Genomic DNA, 23473 nt, shown 5'->3' on the forward strand with positions numbered 1-23473 from the left:
ACTGCCAGTCGCTTTCTGCCAAGAATTCCCCAGACCGCGCGCACGACCCCGTGAGGACGCTGGTCGGACAAAGGTGACCCGTCATCGCCAGGGATCGCACCGCCGGGCCGTCTTATGCCATCCGGCGCGCGCAGCTCATCCCGGCCTGCCTGCAGGATAAAGAGAGCCTGAAGCGCAGAGTGCAGGGCCATTTCCGAGCCGCCACTTACGGCGGCATCCCGCCCCTCGCCTGCGCAATTTTACGGCAGGGGCCGGTCAGGCCAAAAAAAAGGCCGAGCATAAGCTCGGCCGAAGTCCAACAGGGAGGTAAGAGAGATACAAAAGCATCATCTCTTGGGCAGGATTTATGCCCGGACCCCGTGGCATTCAAGCCCCGGGGGTGACTTCGATTGGCAAAGCAGATATGCACCTGGCGCATATCTCGCAGTCAGTCACGGCTGATGCGACGGTGCTCCTGGATTTCTTCGGTGATAAAGTCGCGGAACGCGGCCACACGCCGCGAGTGACGAAGCTCTTCCGGATAGGCCAGAAAGACCGGAACTTCGTCGGATTCCACCCCCGGCAAAACCCGCTCCAGCGTGCCAAAATCGGCGTTGAGATATTCCGGCAGCACGCCGATCCCCAGATGATTCTGCACGCCCTGCAACACACCGAAGTAGTTATTCACCTTCAGGGTTGAGCGCGGCTCAAAGACCAGCATGTCGCGCGCCAGCCGCGCACCTGCTGCCACCTGGGGCGCACCGTCCTGCTGACAGATCAGGCGGTGATTGCGCAGATCTTCGGGCTTTTGCGGCACGCCATATTCGGCCAGATATTCCTTCGTCGCGAACAGCATGATGCGGATGTTCATCAGGCGGCGGCGGATCAGATCGGCCTGGCTGGGCTCTTTCATGCGGATGGCGACATCGGCCTCCCGCATCGGCAGATCGAGCACGCGCTCTTCGAGCAGCAGATCGATGCGGACATCGGGGTATTTGCGATAGAGCGAAGACAGACGCGGCGCGAGCCACATGGTGCCAAAGCCCATGGTCGTCGTCACCCGCAGCTCGCCGAAAACCTCATCTTCGCTGTCGCGAATGCGGGCCGAGGCCGTCTCCAGCCGCTTCACCATCGAGGAGGTCGCCTCAAACAGAAGCTCCCCCTGTTCGGTCAGGATCAATCCGCGCGCGTGGCGGTGAAACAGCGTCGTCGCGAGAGCTTCCTCAAGCGCACGGATCTGACGGCTGACGGCCGATTGCGACAGATGCAGCGTATCCCCGGCGTGGGTCAGGCTTCCGGCATCGGCAACCGCGTGGAAGATCCGTAACTTATCCCAATCCATGGTGTGGGGCTGCCCTGTCATAACTATTTCTTGATCGGCCTCAGATAGGCAGCATCACGAGGGTTTGCAAATGAATCAACTGAAATTCCTCTTTGTAGGTCAGGATAATTGACCTACGCTCTCTCCACTGCACGCGATCTGGGGAGGAGACCTATGAGCCAGCAGGATGTTTCGCTGAAGGATCGTTTCGATCTCAGCAAGTCCACCGTATTATTGAACGGAACCCAGGCGCTTGTGCGACTGATGCTCATGCAAAAGGCCCGCGATGAAGCGGCGGGCCTGAAGACCGCCGGCTATTGCACCGGCTATCGCGGCTCACCTTTGGGCGCGGTGGATCAGCAGATGACGCGGGCCGAAAAGATCCTCGCGCCGCGCGATATCAAATTCCAGCCCGGCACCAACGAAGATCTGGCCGCCACCGCGATCTGGGGCAGCCAGCAGGCTGAACTGCGCGGCGAGGGGCGTTACGACGGCGTCTTTGCGCTTTGGTATGGCAAGGGGCCGGGCGTTGACCGCTCGGGCGATGTCATGCGCCACGCCAATATGGCGGGCACCTCGCCCAATGGCGGCGTGCTGATGGCCATGGGGGATGATCACACCGGCGAAAGCTCAACGGTGCTGCATCAGTCCGACTGGGCGCTGGTCGATGCCTATATGCCGATCGTCAGCCCCGCGGGTGTCCAGGAGATCCTCGACTACGGGCTTTACGGCTGGGCGCTCAGCCGCTTTGCCGGGGTCTGGGTCGGGCTGAAGACCATGAAAGACACCATTGAGGCGACGGCCGTCGTCGATGGCCGCGCGGATCGGATGCAGATCGTCACCCCTGAGGTGCCGCTGCCCGAGGGCGGGCTGAGCATCCGCCTGCAGGACACCCCGGTGGCTCAGGAAGCCCGGATGATCCGCTACAAGCGTCACGCGGCCGAGGCTTTTGCGCGCGCAAACCGCATTGATAAGCGGGTCTTTGGCCAAACCGGCGCGAAGATCGGCTTTGTCGCGGCGGGCAAGAACTGGCTCGACCTCAGCCATGCCCTGTCGCTGCTGGGGATTGATGAGCAGGAGGCCGGACGGCTGGGGATCACCACCTATAAAGTGGGCCAGGTCTGGCCGCTGGATATGGTGAGCTTTCGCGAATGGGCCGCGGGTCTCGATCTGATCGTGGTGGTGGAAGAAAAGCGCAAGCTGCTGGAAGTGCAGATCAAAGAAGCGCTTTTCGATGAGGAAAACCACTGCCGCATCTATGGCGGCACCCGTGCGGATTTCGCCCGTGACGGCGCGCGGCGTGAGCTCTTTACCGCCGCTTTCGCGCTTGATCCCATCCTGATCGCCGAGGCGCTTGGCGAGATCCTCGAGGAAGAGGGCTGCGGCACCGATCAGATCCTTGCCGCGCGCAAACGCCTGGGCGAGACGCGCCGCGCCGATAATGCCATTGATATCGCGGCGCGCACGCCCTGGTTCTGCTCGGGCTGTCCGCATAACTCCTCGACCAAAGTGCCCGAAGGCTCGCGCGCCTATGCCGGGATCGGCTGCCATTACATGTCACAATGGATGGACCGCGAGACCTTAGGCTTTACCCAGATGGGCGGTGAGGGCGCGAACTGGATGGGGGAATCGCTCTTCTCCACCCGGGAGCATGTGTTCCAGAACCTCGGCGATGGCACCTTTAACCATTCGGGCGTGCTGGCCATCCGGGCAGCGGTCGCGGCCCGCACGCGGATGACCTATAAAATCCTCTTCAATGACGCGGTCGCCATGACCGGCGGTCAGCCGAATGAGGGCGATCTCACGGCGCAGCAGATCGCGCGGGAAATCCAGGCCATCGGCGTCAGCCCCATTGTGGTGGTTTATGATCCGAAAGAAGCAGTGGATCTGACGACCTTTCCGCCGGGTCTGGAATTTGCGACCCGCGATAAGCTGATGGATGTGCAGCGCCGCATGGCGCAGGAGCCTGGCACTTCCGCCATTCTCTATGTCCAGACCTGCGCCGCCGAGAAACGCCGCCGCCGCAAACGCGGCGAGTTTCCGGACCCCGATAAGCGCGTTTTCATCAATACCGATGTCTGCGAGGGCTGTGGCGACTGCGGTGTGCAGTCCAACTGCGTCTCGCTGGTGCCGGTTGAGACGGAACTCGGGCGCAAGCGGGCGGTGGATCAATCCTCCTGCAACAAAGACTTCAGCTGCGTGAACGGCTTTTGCCCCTCCTTCGTGACGCTTCAGGGCGCGAAGGTGAAAAAGACCGCCGCGCGCAGCTTTGAGCTTCCCCCCCTGCCCGAGCCGCAGCTGCCTGCCATCAAGGGCACCTGGAATATCGTGATCACCGGGGTTGGTGGCACCGGCGTGGTGACCATCGGGGCGGTGCTTTCAATGGCGGCGCATATCGATGGCCGGGGCACGGGCATGATGGAAATGGCGGGCCTGGCACAGAAAGGCGGCGCGGTTCACATCCATTGCCGCATCGCCAACCGCGCCGAAGACATCACCGCCGTGCGCGTTGCAACCGGAGAGGCCGATGCCGTGATCGGCGGCGACCTGGTGGTGACGGCCGGGGCGAAAACCCTTGGGTTGATGACCACAGGGCGTTCCGGCGCGGTGGTGAACAGCCATGAGATCGTGACCGGCGACTTCACCCGCCTGCCCGATTTCCGACTGCCCGCCGATCAGCTGCGCATCGCCCTGGAGGCACGTCTGGGCGCAAGGCTGGCCTTCTTTGATGCCTCTGAGATTGCGCGGGTGATCTTAGGCGATTCGATTTACTCAAACATGATGATGTTCGGCGCCGCCTGGCAGCAGGGGCTTGTTCCGGTCTCTCTCGCCGCGATCCGCCGCGCTATTGAGCTGAACGGCGCAGGGGTTGAAGCCAACCTCAAAGCCTTTGATCTGGGCCGCTGGGCCATCGCCTTCCCGCAGGACGCAAGGGCCGCCCTTGCCCCCGCAGCGCCGGCCACCCCGACGCAAAGCGATCCGATTGAGTTTCGGGCCGCGCATCTGACGGCCTATCAGGACGAGGGTCTTGCGCAGAAATACCGCGCCCTCCTGGCCCGTACAGACGATCCGGATCTGCGCCTCTCCATCGCGAAGGGCTATCATAAACTCCTGGCCTATAAGGATGAATATGAGGTGGCGCGCCTCCATCTTGCCACCATGGCAAAGGTGCGCGAGGGGTTTGACGGTGACCTGAGACCCTCGTTCCATCTGGCTCCTCCGATCCTGATGGGTGGCAAAGACAGCCTGGGGCGGCCAAAGAAGCGCGCGTTCGGCCCCTGGATTCTGCCGGTCTTCCGGCTGCTTGCCGGGCTGAGAGGCCTGCGCGGCGGGGCCTTTGATCTCTTTGGCTACACCGCCGAGCGGCGGATGGAGCGAAATCTGATCACCCAATATGAGCGCGATATGACGGAGGTGCTGCAGGGCCTGACCCCCGATCGCCTGGCGCTGGCGCGCGAGCTGGCTGAACTTCCGCTCAGCATCCGCGGGTTTGGTCCGGTCAAGGAAGCCGCTGCCCACCGGGCCGCTGTGCGGCGCGAGCAGTTGCTGGCGCAGCTTCGCAAAGGCGATACACCACAGCCGCGGACCCGGATAGCAATGGCCGCCCGCTGATTCGCCAAAGAGGAAGATCGGGAATCCCGGTCTTCAGGCCCTATACGAAAGCATATCTTGCCCCTCCAATCGGAATAGATTGGAGGGGTAACTATTACATAAATTCCACAAGTTCTGGTTAATTCGGAAATAAAGCTGCCGAATATGTTATAAATTCAAAAATTTTCCTATAGGTAGGGAACTGTTTCCGAACTATACAATTTTCAATTCCTGGCGTTTTTGCTGGTAGCGTGATGATCAAAGGTACAATGAATTTACGCCCGTCAGCCCCCGGCGAAACCGCGCGACAAGCGAGGGGGGGAAGACAGTCTGTCTATGCCCGCTTCTTCAAGCGGCCTCTTGATATTCTTATGGTGGTGACCGCTCTGCCGGTCATTGCCCCGGCGATTTTTGGCATTTCGGTCTGCATTCTTGCGGCCGGAAATGGCCCGGTCTTGCTGCGCGTCAGCCGTAAAGGCCGTGACGGTGCCATTTTCCGGCAGCTGCGCTTTCGCTGTGTCGATATGCGTGCGCTGGAGATGCCTCCGGTGCAGGGCTCTGCTGCGCTGGATGCTCAGGGGCGCGATCCGCGCCTGACCGTGGTGGGTGAATTCCTGATCCGCACCCGGCTGAATGCCCTGCCGCAGGTCTGGAACGTGCTGATGGGCGAGATGTCCCTGATCGGCCCGCTGCCGGAGCCGGTCCGCGTTGACCGTCAGATCGAGCGCAATGCCACGCTGCGCCGTGTGGCCCCTGGGATTTTCTGCCCCTCGGAACTGCCGGCCTATGCCCATCTTTCGGGCAAGGATCGCAAAGCGGTCGCCATTGCCTATGCGACGCGGGTGACCTTTGCGATGGATGTGAAAGTGGCTCTGAATGCCGTCACCTCAGCGCTGCGCTCTCAGCCGCCGCAGCCGCCTGCGCCCCCGGCCACCTGAAAATCTGCAGACCATTGTAATGAAAAACGCCGCCCCGTCAGGAGCGGCGTTTTTCTTAATCCTCCGTGGTCGCTGTCAGGCGCCGCGGTTGTCGTAGCGGTTGTTCAGTTGTTCCTGCAGGCGCAGAGCGCGGAACAGGATCGGCGAGCGTTCTGCGGTGCTGCCACCGGAGGCCTCTGCCGCGCGCAACTCACTCAGAGCTTCCATTTCAGCGTCAATCTCGCGGCGCATATATGCCCGGTCGCGCTCACTGTCGCGGTGGAACCGCATCAGCAGCCATCCGGCAATCGCATTTCCGGCAGCCGCATAGATGACCAGCGACCACAGCAGGCTCACGCCCGAGAAATAGCTGACGGCAGCAATGAAGAAACCGACCACTCCGCCAATGACAATAATCAGGGCTCCCATGACAGTCCTCCTTTATCTCTCACACACCCCTGGGGCCGAGGCGGCGCTTACTCCATCAATCTTTAGTCGATTGGAGTGTATAAATGTGGTTAAAATCAGGCAAATTCCGCAATCCGTTGAGAGCTTGTTAACATTTCAACTGGCCCCTGCAACAGCAGAAACGGCCCAGCGGCGTGTTGGCCATCTGCGGACAGGCTGACAAAGCTCTTATTTTATTGAGTTTTAAACCTATGGTTTAAAATCATGATTTCAGAATCCTGCTGCCATCCGCCCGGTAAATCCGCCTTACTCACGCGCCAGAGCAACCACCGGATCCAGCCGCGAGGCTGAGCGCGCGGGCAGATAGCCAAAGGTGATTCCCACAACCGTCGACGACAAAAACGCAAAGAAGATGGTCACCGGCGAGAAGGTCAGCCGGATCTGGTCCTGAAACTGATCCATCGCCAGCCCCCCGGCCAGCGCCAGCGAAACACCAATCGCGCCGCCCAGAAGACAGACCACGACCGCCTCGGTCAGGAATTGCGCAATAATATCAGAGCGCCGTGCCCCCACCGCCATGCGCACCCCGATCTCGCGGGTTCGCTCGGTCACCGAGGCCAGCATGATATTCATCACCCCGATGCCCCCCACCACCAGCGAGATCAGCGCAATCGACGAAATCAGCAGCGTCATCGTGCGGGTGGTGGCATCGATGCTTTCCCGTATCGCCACCGAATTGGTCATGAAAAAATCTTTCCGGCCATGACGCCGGATCAAAAGCTCGTCGATTTTCGCCTCAGCTTCGGTGACGGTCATGTCATCGCGAAAGCGCACCAGGATCTCCTGCAGGTGCTTCTGGCCGTTAATCCGTTTGGTCACAGCCGTATAGGGCACGTAGAACCGTGTCCCCGAGGGCCCGCGCGCGCTTGAGGAATCGATGACGCCGATCACCACAGCGGGCATCCGGTCCAGCATCACCGTCTCACCCAGCACGCGGCCGCCGTCGGGGAAAAAGGTATTCACCGCGTCATCATTCAGCAGGACCACCTGGGCCGCCGTTCGGACATCCGTGGCGTTCAAAGGCCGCCCCTGACGCAGCTTCAGGCCCTCGGCGTCGAAATAATCCACCCCGACGCCCGAAATCGACGCCGTGGTCGAATGACTGCCCCGGCGCAGCAGCCCGCTCGAACTCAGCGTCGGCGAGACCGAAACGGTGAAATCCTCCAGCGCCAGCGCATCCGCATCACCCGCAACAAGTGTACGCACGGCAGAAGAGCGGCGATCTCCGAACCCCGTCCCGGGCCGCACCGTGATGGTGTTCGTGCCCAGCGAGGCGATGTTTTCCAACACTTTTTCACGGCTGCCCGTGCCAAGCGCCACCACCGAGACCACCGAGGCAATCCCGATGATGATCCCCAGCATGGTCAGAAAACTGCGCAGACGATGGGCATTCAGCGCCCGCAGCGCCATGACAAAAGCCTCACGAAACCGGCCAAGACTGACGGCAGGGCCGGTTTTCTCCGGCGGCGTGACCTCGGGTGCAGAGGGCGGCGGCAGGGGACGGTTGCGGCGATCGCCGATGATACGCCCGTCGCGCACCTCAATCACCCGCCCGGCCCGTGCCGCCACATCGGGGTCATGGGTCACGAGAATGATCGTATGGCCCTGCGCGTTCAACTCATCGAGAAGCGTCAGAAGCTCCCGCCCGGAGCGACTGTCGAGCGCGCCCGTCGGCTCATCCGCCAGAATTACCTCACCGCCGTTGATCAGCGCCCGCGCCACGGAGACCCGCTGCTGCTGACCGCCGGAAAGCGCATTGGGGCGGTGATCCATCCGGTCACTCAGACCGAGGCGATCCAGCAAAGCCCTGGCGCGACTGCGGCGCTCAGCCGCCGGATGTCCGGCGTAGACGGCCGGTATTTCAACATTTCCAAGCGCATCCAGATCCGGAAGCAATTGATACCGCTGAAAAATAAATCCGAAATGCGCCCTGCGAAGGCGTGCGCGATCCTCAATATCCATCTGACCGACATCACGCCCATCATAAAGATACTGCCCCTCGCTCGGTCGGTCGAGACAGCCGATGATATTCATCAGCGTCGATTTACCAGAGCCTGAGGTGCCGATAATGGCCACCATATCGCCCCGCTCAATGCTCAGATTGACGTCATGCAGAACGGTGATGTCTTCATCGCCCGCAGGAAAGCGGCGGGAGAGGCTGCGCAGTTCGATCAGGGGTTTGGACATCGCGGGCCTCAGAACATGCTGATCGGGCCGCGCGGACCACGCGAACCGGCGCCGCCACCCGCACCTGCACGGGTCGGACGGCCTGCGCTGACGACTTCTTCGCCCTCAGAAAGGCCTGACAGGATCGCCGCCTGGGTGGCCGTGGTCAGACCCACCTCAACCACGCGCTCAGCCGGCACAGCCGCGCCGGGGCTGAGAACCTTAACCACGCGCTGGCCGCCGGCATTGCTTGAAAGCGCCGCTGTGGGCACCGTCAGCACGTTTTCTGCCGAATCGAGCAGGATCGACACCTCCGCCGTCATCCCAATGCGCAGCACGCCATCGGGGTTGGGAACATCCAGCAATGCGTTGAAGTAAATGGCTTTTGAGGTGTCGATATCATCCGAGGTGGCGATGGAGGCCGGGGCGGGCTCGACCGCGCGAAGCGTTGCGCGAAAGCGCATCTCGGGCGCGCCCGGCAGGGTGAAAGTCGCCGGAAGACCGGGTTTGACGTTAATCACATCGGCCTCAGAGATCTCGGCCTTAACCACCATCGTGTCCAGACGCGCCAGTTTGATCACCGTTGGGCTGGACTGATTGGCGTTCAGGGTCTGCCCTTCCCGCACCGTCACCGCGACGACCGTGCCGTCTGAGGGCGCGGTGATTCGCGTGCGCTCCAGCGCGATGCGCGAGGATTGCACCGAAAGCTCCGCCTGCGCATGAGAGGCTTCGAGCGCCTTCAGATTGGCCTCTGCCACCTTCAGCTGCGTCTCAGCGGCCTCCAGATCCTGGGTGGTGGTCAGCCGCTTTTCGGTAAGCTGGCGTCTGCGATCAAGGGACTGGCGCGCCTCAACAATCGTGGCCTCCTGCGAGATGATCTGCGCATCGATCTGCGCCAGAGCGGCCTCAGCGCGCAACAGGGCGGTCTGCTGCTCTTCGGGATCCAGCTGCGCGACGAGGTCTCCGGCCTGCAGCACATCGCCCAGCTTCACCGGCAGCGACTGCACCTGGCCGCCGACCTGCGCCCCGACCGAGACGAGGCTGGCAGATTCGATGACGCCCGCGGCAAGCACCGACTGCCGCAGAGTGCCCCGCTGCACCGTCACGGTCTGCGGACGCTCAGCCGTTTTGGAGGCCGCATCCGCGCCCCAGACCCACCAGGCCGCGCCCCCCGCCAGTGCCAGCACCAGCAGCACCCAGATCCACCTGCGCATAAAGACCACTCCTTAAGTTCTTACCGCTCTATACGGATCAGCCCCGGCTTTCCGTCGAAAAACCTTGTGATCCGGCAAAGCGGGTTGTGGACAGGCTCGACAGACCGTCGCCGGCAGGATTATCTATAATTTATGAAGAAAGAAATGACCCTCTCGGAAGTGATCTTCGCCCGCCTCTCTGAGCGGATTATCAGCGGAGAGCTGGCCGCCGGAAGCCCCCTGCGCCAGGATCATATCGCGGCAGAATTTCAGGCAAGCCACGTCCCCGTGCGGGAGGCCTTTCGAGAGCTTGAGGCCAGGGGCCTCGCCCAAAGATTGCCCCGCCGGGGCACAAGGGTGGCCGAGGTCCCCGGCGGGGCCCTGCGTGAAGTCGCGGAAATGCGCGCCGTGCTTGAACCGCTCGCCCTGCGCCATGCCGCGCCACAGATCACCGGCGCGGTTCTGCAGCGCGCGGCAGATGCCAATCAAGAGGCTGAAAACGCAGACGATATTTACGCCTGGGAAGATGCAAACCGGCGCTTTCACCGCTCTCTTCTGGAGCCCTGCGGGATGGATCGGCTGCTGCGCAGCATCGATGATCTGCACCTCGCCTCGGCCCGCTTTCTCTTCGCGGGCAAAAGTCGCGAGTGGCAAAGCCCGTCGGACCGCGATCACCGCGCCATCCTGGCCGCCCTGCGCGCCGGGGATAGTGCAAGCGCCTGCTCTATTCTGGCGCGGCATGTGCAATGGACCCACCCGCGACTGCGCCTCCAGGGCAGCGGCTTCAACCCGCGGAACCCGCTCTGAATTATCTATAATTTGACAGGAGATCCTTTCAGCGACGCGCCGGGGCAGCAAGATCAGGCGCTGTTGTGACTGTTTTCGGAGGACCCCATGTCGATCCATTCCCCTGCTGCCCACCCGCTGCGCCGCCTGCCGCTGGCGCGTGAACTTTCAATCGCCTTCGCGGCCATTTTGCTGCTGGCGCTTTCGGCGCGGGTGCAGGTGCCGTTCTGGCCTGTTCCGATGACGCTGCAGACCCTGACCGTCATGGGCCTTGGCCTGACGCTTGGCGCGCGGCGTGGCGCGGCCATTACGGCGGGCTATCTGCTGGCGGGCCTTGCGGGAATGCCGGTCTTTGCCGGAGCGATGGCGGGACCTGCGGCCTTCATGAGTCCGACTGCGGGCTTCCTGATGGGCATGCCGCTGATGGCAGCGATCGCGGGCCTTGGCCGGGGGCGTGGCGCGCTGGTCCGAACCCTGGCTCTGATCGGCGCAAGCTTTGCGCTTTATGCGGCGGGGCTGGCCTGGCTGTCGCAATTCGTTGCGGCGGACCGCCTGCTTGCAGTGGGCCTGCTGCCCTTCCTTGTGGGTGACAGCGTGAAAATCGCACTTTGCGCACTTTTCCCGGCAATATCAGGCCGATTTACACGTTAAAATTGAGCGTCGTACCCCTTCGTCGCCGTGACGGAGGGGGATCCGCTTCACTCTTGTTAATAATTTTGCGCCCGTGCAGTATTGCGATTGACGGAGCCCGCGCCCAGGCGCACCTCCATCACACTGATGAGTTTCCCGCTTACCCCTAAGTCGACCACTGACCCCATGGCCGGATCGCTCCGCCATCACTGCAGGACCTGCCGATGCACACCGGCCCCAGCCCATCGCACCTGCCCCTGACGGCTCTTTCAGACCGGAGCTTTGCCATGTGGAGCGGCCGGATATGGAGCTGATAGACCTCGGCCATGATCCGGATGTGCCAGGGCAGATCGATGCCTTCCTGTTGCAGCTGCGCGAAAAACTGGAACTGGATCACCTGGCCTATGCGGGCATGAATCCGGTCTCCAACAGCGTGCATGGCTATGTGACCTATCCCGACGCCTGGAAAGCGCATTACGCCAGTTCCGGCTTTGTGACGATCGATCCGGCCGTGCATCTCGCGCGCCGCTCTATAGCGCCGGTCGACTGGAAGCGCTTTGATCGCAATGATGATTTTTCCAAAGTTTTCGCCAATGCCCGTGATTTCGGGATCAGCGATCAGGGGCTGACCATCCCGGTCCGTGGCCCCTATGGCGACACCGGCCTGCTCAGCGTGACGCGCGACTGCTCACCTGCGGAATGGCAGCTTTTAACGCGCAAGATCATCGGAGAACTGCAGTCGGTCGCGGTGCATGTCCATGATGCGGTGATGCGCTCGGACAAGCTGTCGCGGCTGTTGCGCACCCCGAACCTGTCGACCCGGGAGCGCGAGATCCTGCAATGGATCGCCGCCGGAAAATCGCAGCAGGATGTGGGGGATATTCTGGGAATTTCGCACCGCACGGTTGAGGTGCATCTGCGCTCGGCGCGCGACAAGCTTTATTCGCTGACCACGCCCCATGCCGTTGCCCGCGCGATTGCCTTCGGGCTGATTTATCCGATCTGAAAGAACCGTCCGTCCGTCCCGGGGAGCATCGGGACGGACGGACGGGAACATGCGCGCACCCGTGTTGGGGAACACCAGGCCCGGGGAGACCTGTCGGATGCCTTGCAGAGCGCTGTTGGCACCCTGCCGCCTGCTCAGAACAGGGTCAGGCGCTGCGTTCGAGGCGGCGACCGACGGTAGAGGTCGCCTCCTGCAGAGCCAGCAGATCGGCCTCAATTTCATAGGCCAGACGGTCACCGCAGGGGTTACGGTCGCCCAGCATCCGCATGAGGACAATCATGAACAACAGCCACGCGCCGCTGGTATAACTCAGCGCGATAAGGGAAAAGCCGGCCCCGAAAGCCCAGGCGATCAGGGCGCAGAACATTCCGAAGACGCTTGCGCCGATCAGTGAGATCAGTGCCATTTCAGCTTTCCTTCCTTCGCGCCGCCTGCACAGCGGAGCGGGTTTATCCACGGGTTCCGGACCATCCGGACTGTGGCTGTTGACAGGGCTCAGGCGGCGACCGGTTCGCGCAGTCGGGCCCGCAGAGCGACAACCTCATCTTCCGGTGCCATCACGTCATTATGGATGCCAGAGAAGGCCCGCACGCGGTCGATCCGCTCATCGCTGCAGTCCAGCAGCGCCGCCATCGCAGATACTTTGCCCATCGGATGGGTCGAGCCGAGATAGTCGTAAGGCGCGTTGTCCGACCGTTTGAGCACACGGTTCATCACCGGGTCGATCACGGTGATGATGTCGGTCACACCGGCATCACGGCAGTATTCCAGCGAACCGATCATCAGCTCACAGGTGGCCTGCGAGACGCCCTTCATGGTGCCGTCGCGGGTCAGACGCTCGGTATCGACGCAGAAACGGGTCGATTCCCAGATCTGCGAGGAGCGCAGCGGCGGCTCACCATCCAGAAGAACCTGAAAGACGTCCGAGAGCATATGCGGACCCGTGGTCTGCAGAGCGCGCACACAGGAAACCACATGGCCTTCGTCGTCCAGCCCGATGACATAAACCGGGTCAAGATGGTCAAACTGGTCGATTTCGCGACCGTTTTTCACATCGACTTCCCAGCCCAGACGGCCACCGAAAACCCGGCCGCGCAGCAGAAACATTTCATCCAGCAGATCGCTGAACCGGTGGCGATTAAGTGCGTCTACGACGATGATCATGTTGAGCTCCCTGACCCCTGTTATGAAGCCAGGATAGATCTGTCGTTCCGACCTGCCTATGCGGGAAATCCCGTAGAGGGCGAGCCGGGACCCGGTGCCGCCGCCGTCAAAGCGTCTTGGGCCGCTCAATAATCGGCAGATCGTCGTGCGAGGTGACGGCGCGGCGCTCAATCATACGGTGCACAACGGGGCGGCCGGGGCCTTTGTGCAGCGCCAGAAGGCGCTCAAAGTTCACCGCGTCGTTGCGGGTACGGCGTTGATTATGGCGGATATATTCGTCCCATGTCGGAACGTGATAGGCCTCCACCCAGATGTCAGGGTTCTCCAGATCACGCATGAGGGACCATTGCCGCGCCCCGTCCCGCAGCCGCACACGGCGGCGCTCAGACATCTCTTTTAAAAATTCTTCGGTCCTCTCAGCGGGGATTTCCCAGTCCAGCATGACCATAATCGGCCCCGAGCGCGCCTTCAGGTTCAGCCGAAGTGCCGGAGCGTGGAAGCTGTTGGCCGGATCAAGATCGACTTCCGAGAACTCCGGCATCGGAAAGAATCGCCCCCAAAGCGCGCCACCCAGCATGAAAAGCGCGGCCAGAAGCAGCGCCACCACCGGCCCCCAGACCTCTGAAACCGCGCCCCAGAGCCAGCTGCCAAAAGCCATGCCGCCGAATGTGGCGGTCTGATAAATCGCAATCACCCGCCCCACGACCCACCGCGGCGTGGCAAGCTGTGCCGAAACATTGAACAGCGAGAGGGCCATCACCCAGGCCAGACCCGCGATCATCAGCCCCGGGATTGCCGTCGCCACCGAATGCGACAGCCCAAGCAGCGTCACCCCCAGGGCAAAAGCCACGAAAGAGCCGGCAATGATCGTCTCAATCTGATAGTGCTGCCGCAGTTTTGGCGAAGCCAGCGCCCCGAAGATCGCGCCCACCCCAAAAGCGCCAAGCAGGATCCCGTAGACCTCGGCCGAAGCGCTTAAAAGATCGCGCGTCACCGCCGGCAGCAGCGCCAGCAGCACCACAGCCGCAATGCCGAAGATAAACCCCCGCGTCATAATCCGGATCAGGTTCGGCGAGAGCAGCACATAGCGCAGCCCCACCGCGATAGCCGATCCAAGCCGCTCACCGGGAAGGTTTTTCTCCTCCACCGGCCTTTTCCAGACCCAGAGCGCCCAGATCAGCGCCAGATAGCTGACCGCATTGATCGCAAAAGCCGCCGAAGGCCCGGACCAGGCCACCACCAGGCCGCCGATCGCCGGGCCGAGCGAGCGCATCATATTGAAACTCATAGCATTCAGCGTCACCGCTGAGGCCAGCTCCTCGCGGGGCACCAGATCTCTGACCGAGGCCTGCCAGGACGGCAGATGCAAAGCCGTGCCAAGCCCCAGCAGAAACGTGAAGCACAAAAGCGACCAGGGCGTCAGCACTCCGGCCCAGGCAGCTGCCGCCAGCGCCGCCGACACCAGCGCCATAAAGCTTTGCGAAACAAGCATCACTTTACGCCGGTCATAGTTATCCGCCATGGCCCCCGCCGGGATCGCCAGCAGCATGATCGGCAGCGTGGTCGAGGCCTGCACCAGCGCAATCATATCATGCGACGCGGTCAGACTGGTCATCATCCAGCCCGCCCCCACATTCTGGATCAGCGAGCCAAGATTGGCAAAGAGCGTCGATATCCAAATGATCCGATAGGCCGGGTAACTGAGCGGGGAGAAGGCGGAACGGTCTGGCTTGGTCATATCTCGACGCGGCTCTGGCGCCAAACGCGCCGGGATGAAGTTACGGGAACGCGGGCTCTCTCAACACCCGAACCGCCTGGCGACACGCCAGGCCCGGGCTGATCTGACACTGGCCCTGCGCCGCAACAGCGTCAACCGCCGAAAACCGGCTCAACCATAGCTTCGCACCAGGGCCGAAGCCACGAGCGTCCAGCCGTCCGCCACCACAAAGAAGGCCAGCTTGAACGGCAGGGCGACAATGGCGGGCGGCACCATCATCATCCCCATCGACATCAGAATCGCGGCCACCACCAGGTCAATGATGAGAAAGGGCAAAAATAAGATAAATCCGATCTGAAAGGCGCGCGTGATCTCGCTGAGAAGAAATGAGGGAATGAGCAGCGACAGATCTGCCTCAGCGGGATCAGCGATCGGGGTCAGGCCCGGGCGAAGCGCCTCGAGCGCGGCAAAGGTCTCCGGACTCAGGCGCGCCGCCATGAAGTGCCGAAAAGGCGTAATGGCCCTGGGGAAGGCTTCCTCAAGCGGCATTCGCCCCGCAGCAAAGGGCGCGCCGCCCGCCTCCCAAGCGGCGGTCAGCACCGGATCCATGACATACCAGCTGAGAAAAAGCGCAAGAGTTACAATGAGCATATTCGGCGGTGACGCCTGCAACCCCAGCGCCTGGCGCAAAATCGACAGCACCGTGACGATAAAGGGAAAACAGGTCACCATCACCGCAATGCCCGGCACAAGACTGAGCAGCGTCACCAGCACCAGCAGATGCAAAATCCGCCCGCTCGCGGCACCGCCCTCTCCGAGAGAGAGGGTCAGATCCTGCGCAGCGGCGGGTGTCGCGAGAAGCGCGATCAGAAGTGCAAGCCGGATCACAGCCCCTCCTGCCCGCCCGTCACTTCCGTCAGACGCACCGCAAGCGTGCCCGGCGGCTCCCCAGGCTGTTCCTGCAGCTCACCCCGCGCGATCAGCCGCCCGCCGACGTAAAGCTCAACCGGATCCTCGACCCGACGATCCAGCACCAGCACAGCATCCGGCCCGAGGCGCAGCAGGTCTTTCACCCGCGCCCGGGCTTTTCCGACGCAGACCGTGATCTCGATCGGCAGACTTGCGAAGGGGTTTTGCGGGGTCATCCTTGGGTCATCCATGGCGGCGCTCCTGCTCAGCCAGTGTAAAAAATTCTTCAATGCTGCGAGTGACTTCTGTCAGCGCCGCCGAGGTATCGATGCGCAGTTCGCCTGCAGCTGAGCGCAGCCAGACCTCTCCGGGCGGAGTAGCGGGATCTTCGTGCAGCAAAAGGCCTTCAACCGCAGCGCTCAGATCCCGCAGCAGGGCCATATCATCAGGATTGCAAAGAAGGATGATCCCCTCTGTGACCCCGGCCTCAATCCAGGGGGTCAGGGCCTCTGTGACCAGACCGGGAAGACCGCCGCGCGCGACCTGCGGCAGGCAGCGGGAGACCAGCTCATTGAGCAGGGGCGACAGCGCCTGAAGCACTTCTGCCCTTGCTGCCGTGAAGGTCAGATTAAGCGCTTTCAGAGCCGCAATAATGTCATCGCGCCGTGCCGATTCTGTCTGGCTGCGGGCAGCCTCGGCGTCGTCCCAGCCTGCCTGATAGCCGTTCTCGAAACCTTCGCGGTGGCTGTCTTCAAGAGCTGCGGCCTGGCCGGACATATCTGACAGCCCGCCAGAAAGCTGAAATTCTTCGAGCTTCAGGGGGAAATTCAATGAGTTTCCTCCTTCTCATCCATCCAGCTGCGGAGGATCTCAACCGATTCGGCCTGGCGTTCGGCGATCAGCAGGCGCAGGCGATCCACAGGATCAGCCGGGGCGGCGTGAGAGGTGCCCGGATCATGGCCCACGCGCAGCAGCGCACTCCCCGCGCCCGACAGAGTATCATCTTCATCCAATTCTCCGGTCAGCGCCGGAGGCATGGTCGCCGGAAGTGCCAGCGCCTCAGCCCCGGATCGGGGTGTCTTCAGGAGGGGGCGAATGACAAAAAGCCCGAGTGCGAGCGCCACGACAGCAATGATCGCCATCTGGATCAGTGTCATCAGATCAAGCGACCCAAGCAGGCCCGGCAACACACCTGGCTCCCCTGCCGGAAGAGGCTCAAACTCCAGAGATTTCAATGTAATGACATCGCCTCTCGCCTCATCATAGCCCACCGCAGAAGCCACCAGATCGCGCAGATCAGCGAGTTCCTCCCCGCTGCGCGCAGACCAGGTGCCGTCGGCTGCGCGCAGCCCGTCGACCAGCACAGCCACGGTCTGGCGGCGCACACCGCCCGGGCCACGCACCACTTCACGCGCGGTCTCTGAAACTTCGTAGTTTACCCGCTCACGGGACTGGGCTTCCTGACTGCGGGGGCCATCTGACGACTGCGCGTCCCCCTCGGGCAGGTTTGACGCCACGGTGACCCCCGGCGCTGCCCCGCTGGCCTGAGAGTTGCGCGATTCGCTGTCGGTAGAGATGGCAACGCGACTGTCAGGCTCAATCCGGCGTTCTTTTACCGATTCCTGATCCGTCAGAAGCTCAATCGCGACTTCCACGAGGGCGCGCCCCTGGCCCACGCGCGCGGCCAGAAGGCGCTCAACCGAACGGCGGATTTCTTCGGCACGGGTTTCTGCCCGCAGGGGGCCCGTGCCGGCCTGCTCTATCAGCCCACCTGCCGAATCGATCACTGCAACCTGGGCCGGTTCAAGCCCAGCCACGGCTGAGGCCACAAGATGCCGCAGCGCCTGGGCATGGGGCGGCGCAAGCCCGCCCGCCACCGTCGTCACCGTCACAGAGGCTGAGGGCTGCAGGTCACGCCGAAACGGCCGCGTCGCCGGGATAGCCAGATGCACCCGCGCAGAGCGGATCTGCGGACTGGCAGCAATGGTGCGGGCCAATTCCCCCTCTTTGGCGCGCAGCCAGGCGGCATCGAACATCTGCGCCGTGGTGCCAAAGCCCGACAAATGATCCAGCAACTCATAGCCGCCGCCGCCCGTTGCGGGCAACCCGTCCCCGGCCAGTGACAGCCGCAGCTCATCGCGCGTCCGCTCATCGACCCAGATCGATTCGCCGCGCACTTCATAGCTGACCCCGCGCTGTTCAAGCGCGCGGATCACCTCCCCTGCCGCGGCGGGCTCCAGCCCCGCATAAAGCAGGGTCATCGCCGGTGTCATGGCCAGTCGCGCCAGCGCGAAAAGCGTCGCGAGCAGAGCCGCCACGGCAAGGATCGACAGCGCCTGACGACGCGCGCCAAGATCCGTCCAGATTGCTAGCCCCTTTTGCATCGGCTTCTCCGATTGGTCCCTGTGATCTCTCATCAATGACCCATCGCGCTTAACAATCGGTTAGTGGCGACGGCGCTATAGCTGTGGAACGAAAAGGAGCCACAGCGATGAGCGACACCCCTGACACCACCGTGAAAGCGGCACAGCCCAAAAGCGGAAAAATGCCGGTCATGCTTGGACTTGCGCTGTCTCTTCCGGCGCTGGCGGCGGGATTCTGGCTCACCTGGTCGGGGATGATTCCCTTCGGTGGCGGTCAGGCTGCGGGCAGCCCGGCGGCGGTCAGCTATATTGAGCTTGATCCGCTGATTGTCGCGCTCAACCCCGGCAGCCGAAGCCGCCATCTGCGTCTGACGGCACACCTTGAGGTAGAACCCGGCGCCAGGGCTGCAGTGGAAAACCTGCGGCCGCGGATCCTCGACATGATGAACAGCTATCTCAGCGCGCTCACCCTCGGGGAGTTGGAAGCACAATCCTCAATGATCCGCCTGCGCGCGCATCTTTTGCGACGAATCGCCCTTATCGCGGGGGAGGGTCAGGTGCGTGACCTGCTGATCACCGAATTTGTTCTGAACTGAAAGGATAACCCATGCAGCTGATTTCTGACGTTTTTCTGGCGGCCGGGGCCTTTGGCGCGGCACTTTACTGCTTTGTTTTACAGCGGCGGCTGGTCCGCTTTACCGGCCTTGAGGGCGACATGGGCTCTGCCATCGCCATCCTGAGCGGCCAGGTGGATGATCTGACCCGCGCGCTCGCCAAAGCCCGCAAAGCAGCAGAGGGCCCGACCGGCGATCTCGAAGACCTGACCCGCCGCGCAGGTGCTGCGACCGCCCGGCTTGAATTGCTGATGTCCTCTCTTCACGACCTGCCAGCGCCTGCGAACCGCCGTGATTCGCCCCCCGAGCCCCCCCGCGGCGTCGCCCCCGCAAGGATACGCCGCTACCGCATCCGGCCTGCGCCAGGAGTGGCCTGATGTCCGTAAAGCACCCTGCCCCTGCGCGGGGAATCCTGATGTTTCTCATTGGATTGATGATCGCATCCGGCGTGATCCGGCTGGGCATGAGCTGGTCCGCAGCCCAGGCCCTGACGGCTCCCGCCTCCGGCACCGTGGCAGAGGTCACGCCGCAGCCTTCGTTGACTGCCGACACCTGCACGAAGACGACACCGGAAGTCCTCGCCGCCTTCCGTGAGCGCGAAGAGCTGCTGACCACCCGAGAGTTTGCAGCCGAAGAGCGGATTGCCGCTCTTTCAATGGCAGAAGATCTGATTCGAAAACGCCTGACTGAGCTTGAGGCCGCTGAAGCAGCCCTCGCAGAGACCCTGGCCCGCGCGGACGGGGCTGCCGAGGGTGATCTGACGCGGCTGACCTCGGTTTACGAAGCCATGAAGCCCAAAGAGGCGGCCGCGCTCTTTGCCACCATGGACCCGCAATTCGCCGCGGGATTTCTGGGCCGCCTTCGTCCTGAAGCCGCAGCCGCAATCCTCAGCGGAATGGAGGCGCAGTCTGCCTATGCCATCTCTGCAATTCTTGCCGGACGCAACGCCCGTGTTCCGACACGCTAGGGGAACATTAACCCCATTCGCGCAAACTGAGGCGTCTGTCGCCAGGGAGGTCCCATGACGGGAATTATCGGTATTGCCTGCGTCTTTGTCATGGTGTTCGGCGGCTATCTGGCCGCTGGCGGAAAGATGTCCATCATTCTCTACTCGCTACCTTTTGAGATGATGATGATTGGCGGCGCGGCGATCGGCGCGTTTCTTGTCGGAAATGCAGGACCCGCCATCAAACACACCCTCAGCGATGTCAAAAAGGTCTTTAAGGGTCCGATCTGGAAGGCCGCTGATTACCGCGATCTGCTCTGCCTGCTGTTTGAACTGGTCCGCCTTGCACGCGATAACCCGGTCGCCCTGGAAGAGCATATCGAAAACCCTGAGACTTCAGCCATTTTTGGCCGGTATCTGAAGATCCGCAATGACCATGAAGCGGTAAGTCTGATTGCCGACACTCTGCGGGCAGCCGCAATGAATTATGACGATCCCCATCAGGTCGAAGAGGTGCTCGACAAGCGGATGGAGGCTTTACGCCATCACGCCCTGCATCCGGCTCATGCTCTGCAGACTATGGCAGACGGTCTGCCCGCCCTTGGAATCGTGGCGGCTGTGCTTGGTGTTATCAAAACGATGGGATCTATCGACCAACCTCCTGAGGTTCTTGGAAAAATGATCGGCGGCGCACTGGTTGGCACTTTCCTCGGAGTGTTCCTGGCCTATGGCATCGTCGGCCCATTCGCGACACGGGTAAAATCCGTCGTCGAAGAAGATCAACACTTCTACGGTCTGATCCGTGAGGTACTGATCGCCAATCTGCACAGGCACCCCGCGACTATCTGTATCGAGGTAGGTCGGCAGAATGCTCCGCATCATCTGCGCCCGGCCTTCACTGACCTTGAAGGCGCGCTGCGCGGGCTGCGCCAGCAGGAGGCTGCATAATATGTTTATCCTGGTCCTACTGCTGTTTCTGCCCGCCTGGTCTGCCGGGGCGCAGGCTGTCACGGCGTTAAGCGGTGATCATCCTGGTTTCACGCGCATTGTGCTTGATCTGCCCCCGCAAAACCGTTGGGAACTTGGTCGCACCGGCGAGGGTTATGGCCTTCGCATCACCCCCGCCCCTGAGGCCGTGGATCTGAGCCGGGTTTACAGCCGTATCGGCAGAAACCGCCTGGCTTCGATCAATTGGCTGGCAGATGTGGGCGAACTGCAGTTGCGGCTGGGCTGCCTTTGCCATGCCCGCCTTACCGAAGATCGGCCTGGCCTGCTCATCGTCGATATTCGAATTGGGCCGCCCCCTGCTGATTCACCGTTCGAACAGATACTTACGCCACTGCTGCCTCCTTTGCGGCTGCCCAAAGAAACGCCCCGCGCCGGGCCGCCGCAGAAGGTCCCCTTTCGCCCGGTAACCCAACATGCCGAAGCGTTGTCAAAAAGTCTGATGGAGGACCTGTCACGCGGCATTGCCGCGGGCGCGCTTCGCCCGGTCGGTCGCATTCCGGGACCGGCCCCGGAAGTGCTGCCCTTCGACCCGCCAACTCCTGACCAGACAACAACCCCGCAACCCGGACAGATAACATTTCACAACCGACCTCCCGCAGGTGCCGGCGATCCACCCGCCACTGAAGTCCTTTGTATCACAGAAGACCGTCTTCATATCAGCAGCTGGTGGCCTGGCTCGGACCCGGCAGCGGCGCTGGCCGAAAGTCGGTCTCACTTGACCGCAGAAAGGGATGTGACAGACTCCGAAGGGCTGGCAGCCGCGGTCCGGCTCCACCTCGCCCTCGGGCTTGGCGCCGAAGCGCGGGCGATCCTTGCCCTCGCAGACACGGCAGATCCTGCAAGTCAGGCCCTGACTGAACGCAGCCTCTGGCTTTCCCTAAGTCATATCGTCGATTCCGAACCCGACGGGGGCTCTTTTAAGGACATGGCCGCCTGTGATGGCCCCGCAGCACTCTGGGCCGTGCTGTCCGATCCAGAAGGCGCACTCCCTCCCGACCTGAATGAGGCCGCACTCCTTCGCGCCTTCAGCGCCCTTCCTGCTCCGCTGCGCCAGACACTTGGCCCTGGCCTCGCCACCCGTTTCCTGAGCTCGGGCAGACATGACGCCGCTCACTCACTGCACAACGCTGCGGCCCGCGCAGCCGGCCCTCAAAGCGGTGCAATTGCTCTCTCAGATGGCAGGCTGAACACGGCATTAACCTCCCCCGGGCGGGCGGAAGCTGTTTTTAAGAACGTCATTCGCACCGATGCGGGCAGCGCCGCGGCCGCACTGGCAGAACTCGCAGAACTGGAGTTAAAAAAGGGGCGGACCCCGGACGCCGACCTGGTTGCAGCGCTCGAAGCTATGGCGCGCGACCATTCCACCGGTCCCGACAGCCGTCCGCTCGCCGCAGCGCTTGCCAAAGCGCGCCTGCTCAGCGGGGCCCATCTGCAGGCGTTTGCGGATATTTCGCCAGCTTCAAATCCACTCAGGGCTGATCTCTGGCGTCTCCTTGCGGAGCGCGGCAGCGACTCCGCACTGGCAGAGACCGCATTACGCGCTGACAGCGCATCCACTGCCACGTTGCCGCCGGGCATTCAGCTCAAAATCGGGACAAGGCTTGCGGAACTCGGCTTTGCCAGCGCAGCACAACACTGGCTTGAACCGGTTGCATCAGAGGGGCGGGAACAGGCTCTCGCGCTCGCGGATCTTGCGCGGCGGGACGGCAGAGCAGCCCTGCGGCGTCTTGCGGGTCAGGAGGGCACTGAAGCGGCAAAACTGCGCGCCACGGCGCTTGAACTCCTCGCCGATGCAGCCGCCGCCGCCCGTGCATGGACAGAGGCCGGAGAGCCGGACCGGGCAGCACGGGCCGCGTTTATCGCCGGAGACCGAGGGGCAACAGCGCCCTGGCTGCCCCGCCCCCTTCGCGACGTCCTGCAGGAGCTCTCAACAGCTTCGCCCCCGGAAGAAACGGAGGGTCCACTTGCCACTGCCCGCGTCAGTCTTGAGGCGTCATCCGGCAGCCGACAGGCGATTTCAGAGCTTCTGGCAGCCAGGACAAAGCAGCCATGATCCGCTTGATTACTCTGCTCATACTCCTGCCCGCCTTAACTTCCGCGGCACCTTCGCTTTGCGATGACGCGGCCCGCATTGCGGCAAAGGAAAGTGGCGTACCACTGAGCGTATTGCTGGCAATCACCCGCGTCGAGACCGGCCAGCGCCGCGGCGGTGTGAATGAACCCTGGCCGTGGACCCTCAATGAGGCTGGCCAGGGTCGTTGGCTAACCACGCGCCGTGAGGCGGAAACCCACCTCGTAAACGCCCTGAAAGGGGGGGTGAGAAATATCGACATCGGCTGCTTCCAGATCAACTTTCACTGGCACGGCCACCATTTTAGCTCTGCGGCTCAGATGCTCGACCCGCTTGTAAACGCACGATATGCCGCTGCATTTCTCTCAAAGCTTTACGCCGAAAGCCGGGACTGGCAGGTGGCCGCCGGCCGATATCACTCACATACCCCCGAACTTGCCAGGCGTTATCTCGCCCGATTGAATGCTGAGCTGCCTGAACAGACCGCCGGGAACCTGCAGCGCGGCCCTGGCACGCCCCTTTTACGGGGCGGCACCGCGCTGTCGGTGGGATCACTTTTGCGGGTAAGTCCAGGCGCCCGCGCGCTGCTTCCCGGTCCCCGTCCACGTTTTTTCGGAGGCTGAT

The 23473-nt window shown here is 62.5% G+C and carries 22 protein-coding genes; 11 read left to right on the forward strand and 11 right to left on the reverse strand.

What is annotated here, in order from left to right:
• Positions 1–427: 427 nt before the first annotated feature.
• Complete coding sequence (locus tag EG244_RS10970; RefSeq protein ID WP_124965100.1) at positions 428–1321, reverse strand: LysR family transcriptional regulator; 894 nt, start codon at positions 1319–1321, stop codon at positions 428–430.
• Between the two features lie 153 nt (positions 1322–1474).
• On the opposite strand from EG244_RS10970, the gene EG244_RS10975 reads away from it, so the two are divergent.
• A complete protein-coding gene (locus tag EG244_RS10975; RefSeq protein WP_124965038.1) occupies positions 1475–4912 on the forward strand; it encodes an indolepyruvate ferredoxin oxidoreductase family protein in 3438 nt (1145 codons plus the stop codon).
• 248 nt (positions 4913–5160) lie between these two features.
• Entirely contained in the window at positions 5161–5829 is a 669-nt protein-coding gene (locus EG244_RS10980) for a sugar transferase (protein ID WP_267900271.1), read from the forward strand.
• A 75-nt stretch (positions 5830–5904) separates the two neighbouring features.
• Here the strand turns inward: EG244_RS10980 and EG244_RS10985 are convergent, their stop codons facing one another.
• The 3 genes from EG244_RS10985 to EG244_RS10995 all read right to left on the reverse strand — a co-directional run bounded on the left by EG244_RS10985 (position 5905) and on the right by EG244_RS10995 (position 9656).
• A complete protein-coding gene (locus tag EG244_RS10985) occupies positions 5905–6237 on the reverse strand; it encodes a hypothetical protein (RefSeq protein WP_124965040.1) in 333 nt (110 codons plus the stop codon).
• A gap of 285 nt (positions 6238–6522) precedes the next feature.
• A complete protein-coding gene (locus EG244_RS10990) occupies positions 6523–8463 on the reverse strand; it encodes a MacB family efflux pump subunit (RefSeq protein ID WP_124965041.1) in 1941 nt (646 codons plus the stop codon).
• An 8-nt stretch (positions 8464–8471) separates the two neighbouring features.
• On the reverse strand, positions 8472–9656 hold the full coding sequence (locus tag EG244_RS10995; protein WP_124965042.1) for an efflux RND transporter periplasmic adaptor subunit: 1185 nt from the start codon (positions 9654–9656) through the stop codon (positions 8472–8474).
• 132 nt (positions 9657–9788) lie between these two features.
• On the opposite strand from EG244_RS10995, the gene EG244_RS11000 reads away from it, so the two are divergent.
• The 3 genes from EG244_RS11000 (at position 9789) to EG244_RS11010 (ending at position 12057) form a co-directional block, all read left to right on the forward strand.
• On the forward strand, positions 9789–10442 hold the full coding sequence (locus EG244_RS11000) for a GntR family transcriptional regulator (RefSeq protein ID WP_124965043.1): 654 nt from the start codon (positions 9789–9791) through the stop codon (positions 10440–10442).
• Between the two features lie 87 nt (positions 10443–10529).
• The gene (locus tag EG244_RS11005) at positions 10530–11072 is read left to right on the forward strand and encodes a biotin transporter BioY (protein WP_124965044.1); all 543 of its coding nucleotides are present in this window, start codon (positions 10530–10532) and stop codon (positions 11070–11072) included.
• Positions 11073–11355: 283 nt separating this feature from the next.
• Positions 11356–12057, forward strand: coding sequence for a helix-turn-helix transcriptional regulator (locus EG244_RS11010; RefSeq protein ID WP_124965045.1), 702 nt, complete (start codon positions 11356–11358; stop codon positions 12055–12057).
• Positions 12058–12202: 145 nt separating this feature from the next.
• Here the strand turns inward: EG244_RS11010 and EG244_RS11015 are convergent, their stop codons facing one another.
• The 7 genes from EG244_RS11015 to fliF form a co-directional block, all read right to left on the reverse strand.
• The gene (locus EG244_RS11015; protein ID WP_124965046.1) at positions 12203–12463 is read right to left on the reverse strand and encodes a hypothetical protein; all 261 of its coding nucleotides are present in this window, start codon (positions 12461–12463) and stop codon (positions 12203–12205) included.
• Positions 12464–12552: 89 nt separating this feature from the next.
• Complete coding sequence (locus EG244_RS11020; RefSeq protein ID WP_124965047.1) at positions 12553–13221, reverse strand: acyl-homoserine-lactone synthase; 669 nt, start codon at positions 13219–13221, stop codon at positions 12553–12555.
• Between the two features lie 106 nt (positions 13222–13327).
• Positions 13328–14959, reverse strand: coding sequence for an MFS transporter (locus EG244_RS11025; RefSeq protein WP_124965048.1), 1632 nt, complete (start codon positions 14957–14959; stop codon positions 13328–13330).
• A 150-nt stretch (positions 14960–15109) separates the two neighbouring features.
• On the reverse strand, positions 15110–15823 hold the full coding sequence (gene fliP / locus EG244_RS11030; protein WP_124965101.1) for a flagellar type III secretion system pore protein FliP: 714 nt from the start codon (positions 15821–15823) through the stop codon (positions 15110–15112).
• Positions 15823–16098, reverse strand: a complete 276-nt coding sequence (locus EG244_RS11035; RefSeq protein WP_124965049.1) for a FliM/FliN family flagellar motor switch protein — start codon at positions 16096–16098, stop codon at positions 15823–15825. Before EG244_RS11035 ends, fliP begins: the two co-directional genes overlap by 1 nt.
• Complete coding sequence (locus EG244_RS11040; protein WP_124965050.1) at positions 16091–16678, reverse strand: FliH/SctL family protein; 588 nt, start codon at positions 16676–16678, stop codon at positions 16091–16093. The genes EG244_RS11035 and EG244_RS11040 overlap by 8 nt, the downstream gene beginning before the upstream one ends.
• Positions 16675–18231, reverse strand: a complete 1557-nt coding sequence (gene fliF, locus EG244_RS11045) for a flagellar basal-body MS-ring/collar protein FliF (protein WP_124965051.1) — start codon at positions 18229–18231, stop codon at positions 16675–16677. The genes EG244_RS11040 and fliF overlap by 4 nt, the downstream gene beginning before the upstream one ends.
• Before the next feature lie 107 nt (positions 18232–18338).
• On the opposite strand from fliF, the gene EG244_RS11050 reads away from it, so the two are divergent.
• The 6 genes from EG244_RS11050 to EG244_RS11075 are packed head-to-tail and all read left to right on the forward strand — an operon-like array spanning position 18339 to position 23472.
• Positions 18339–18806: a flagellar basal body-associated FliL family protein gene (locus tag EG244_RS11050; protein ID WP_124965052.1), complete on the forward strand. Its 468-nt coding sequence runs from the start codon at positions 18339–18341 to the stop codon at positions 18804–18806.
• An 11-nt stretch (positions 18807–18817) separates the two neighbouring features.
• The gene (locus EG244_RS11055) at positions 18818–19201 is read left to right on the forward strand and encodes a hypothetical protein (RefSeq protein ID WP_124965053.1); all 384 of its coding nucleotides are present in this window, start codon (positions 18818–18820) and stop codon (positions 19199–19201) included.
• Entirely contained in the window at positions 19201–19791 is a 591-nt protein-coding gene (locus EG244_RS11060) for a MotE family protein (RefSeq protein ID WP_124965054.1), read from the forward strand. The genes EG244_RS11055 and EG244_RS11060 overlap by 1 nt, the downstream gene beginning before the upstream one ends.
• A 54-nt stretch (positions 19792–19845) precedes the next feature.
• The gene (gene motA / locus EG244_RS11065) at positions 19846–20718 is read left to right on the forward strand and encodes a flagellar motor stator protein MotA (protein ID WP_124965055.1); all 873 of its coding nucleotides are present in this window, start codon (positions 19846–19848) and stop codon (positions 20716–20718) included.
• A gap of 1 nt (position 20719) precedes the next feature.
• Positions 20720–22831: a hypothetical protein gene (locus EG244_RS11070; protein WP_124965056.1), complete on the forward strand. Its 2112-nt coding sequence runs from the start codon at positions 20720–20722 to the stop codon at positions 22829–22831.
• Complete coding sequence (locus tag EG244_RS11075; RefSeq protein WP_124965057.1) at positions 22828–23472, forward strand: transglycosylase SLT domain-containing protein; 645 nt, start codon at positions 22828–22830, stop codon at positions 23470–23472. Before EG244_RS11070 ends, EG244_RS11075 begins: the two co-directional genes overlap by 4 nt.
• Position 23473 lies beyond the last annotated feature (1 nt).

Source organism: Falsigemmobacter faecalis, assembly GCF_003863335.1.
Lineage (GTDB): Bacteria > Pseudomonadota > Alphaproteobacteria > Rhodobacterales > Rhodobacteraceae > Wagnerdoeblera > Wagnerdoeblera faecalis.

What these genes read in the sequence shown, in the direction of transcription:
- EG244_RS10970 (WP_124965100.1), bottom strand. Translation starts at nt 1,321, where the DNA reads ATGGATTGGGATAAGTTACGGATCTTCCACGCGGTTGCCGATGCCGGA.
- EG244_RS10975 (WP_124965038.1), top strand. Translation starts at nt 1,475, where the DNA reads ATGAGCCAGCAGGATGTTTCGCTGAAGGATCGTTTCGATCTCAGCAAG.
- EG244_RS10980 (WP_267900271.1), top strand. Translation starts at nt 5,161, where the DNA reads ATGAATTTACGCCCGTCAGCCCCCGGCGAAACCGCGCGACAAGCGAGG.
- EG244_RS10985 (WP_124965040.1), bottom strand. Translation starts at nt 6,237, where the DNA reads ATGGGAGCCCTGATTATTGTCATTGGCGGAGTGGTCGGTTTCTTCATT.
- EG244_RS10990 (WP_124965041.1), bottom strand. Translation starts at nt 8,463, where the DNA reads ATGTCCAAACCCCTGATCGAACTGCGCAGCCTCTCCCGCCGCTTTCCT.
- EG244_RS10995 (WP_124965042.1), bottom strand. Translation starts at nt 9,656, where the DNA reads ATGCGCAGGTGGATCTGGGTGCTGCTGGTGCTGGCACTGGCGGGGGGC.
- EG244_RS11000 (WP_124965043.1), top strand. Translation starts at nt 9,789, where the DNA reads ATGAAGAAAGAAATGACCCTCTCGGAAGTGATCTTCGCCCGCCTCTCT.
- EG244_RS11005 (WP_124965044.1), top strand. Translation starts at nt 10,530, where the DNA reads ATGTCGATCCATTCCCCTGCTGCCCACCCGCTGCGCCGCCTGCCGCTG.
- EG244_RS11010 (WP_124965045.1), top strand. Translation starts at nt 11,356, where the DNA reads ATGGAGCTGATAGACCTCGGCCATGATCCGGATGTGCCAGGGCAGATC.
- EG244_RS11015 (WP_124965046.1), bottom strand. Translation starts at nt 12,463, where the DNA reads ATGGCACTGATCTCACTGATCGGCGCAAGCGTCTTCGGAATGTTCTGC.
- EG244_RS11020 (WP_124965047.1), bottom strand. Translation starts at nt 13,221, where the DNA reads ATGATCATCGTCGTAGACGCACTTAATCGCCACCGGTTCAGCGATCTG.
- EG244_RS11025 (WP_124965048.1), bottom strand. Translation starts at nt 14,959, where the DNA reads ATGACCAAGCCAGACCGTTCCGCCTTCTCCCCGCTCAGTTACCCGGCC.
- EG244_RS11035 (WP_124965049.1), bottom strand. Translation starts at nt 16,098, where the DNA reads ATGGATGACCCAAGGATGACCCCGCAAAACCCCTTCGCAAGTCTGCCG.
- fliF (WP_124965051.1), bottom strand. Translation starts at nt 18,231, where the DNA reads ATGCAAAAGGGGCTAGCAATCTGGACGGATCTTGGCGCGCGTCGTCAG.
- EG244_RS11050 (WP_124965052.1), top strand. Translation starts at nt 18,339, where the DNA reads ATGAGCGACACCCCTGACACCACCGTGAAAGCGGCACAGCCCAAAAGC.
- EG244_RS11055 (WP_124965053.1), top strand. Translation starts at nt 18,818, where the DNA reads ATGCAGCTGATTTCTGACGTTTTTCTGGCGGCCGGGGCCTTTGGCGCG.
- EG244_RS11060 (WP_124965054.1), top strand. Translation starts at nt 19,201, where the DNA reads ATGTCCGTAAAGCACCCTGCCCCTGCGCGGGGAATCCTGATGTTTCTC.
- motA (WP_124965055.1), top strand. Translation starts at nt 19,846, where the DNA reads ATGACGGGAATTATCGGTATTGCCTGCGTCTTTGTCATGGTGTTCGGC.
- EG244_RS11070 (WP_124965056.1), top strand. Translation starts at nt 20,720, where the DNA reads ATGTTTATCCTGGTCCTACTGCTGTTTCTGCCCGCCTGGTCTGCCGGG.
- EG244_RS11075 (WP_124965057.1), top strand. Translation starts at nt 22,828, where the DNA reads ATGATCCGCTTGATTACTCTGCTCATACTCCTGCCCGCCTTAACTTCC.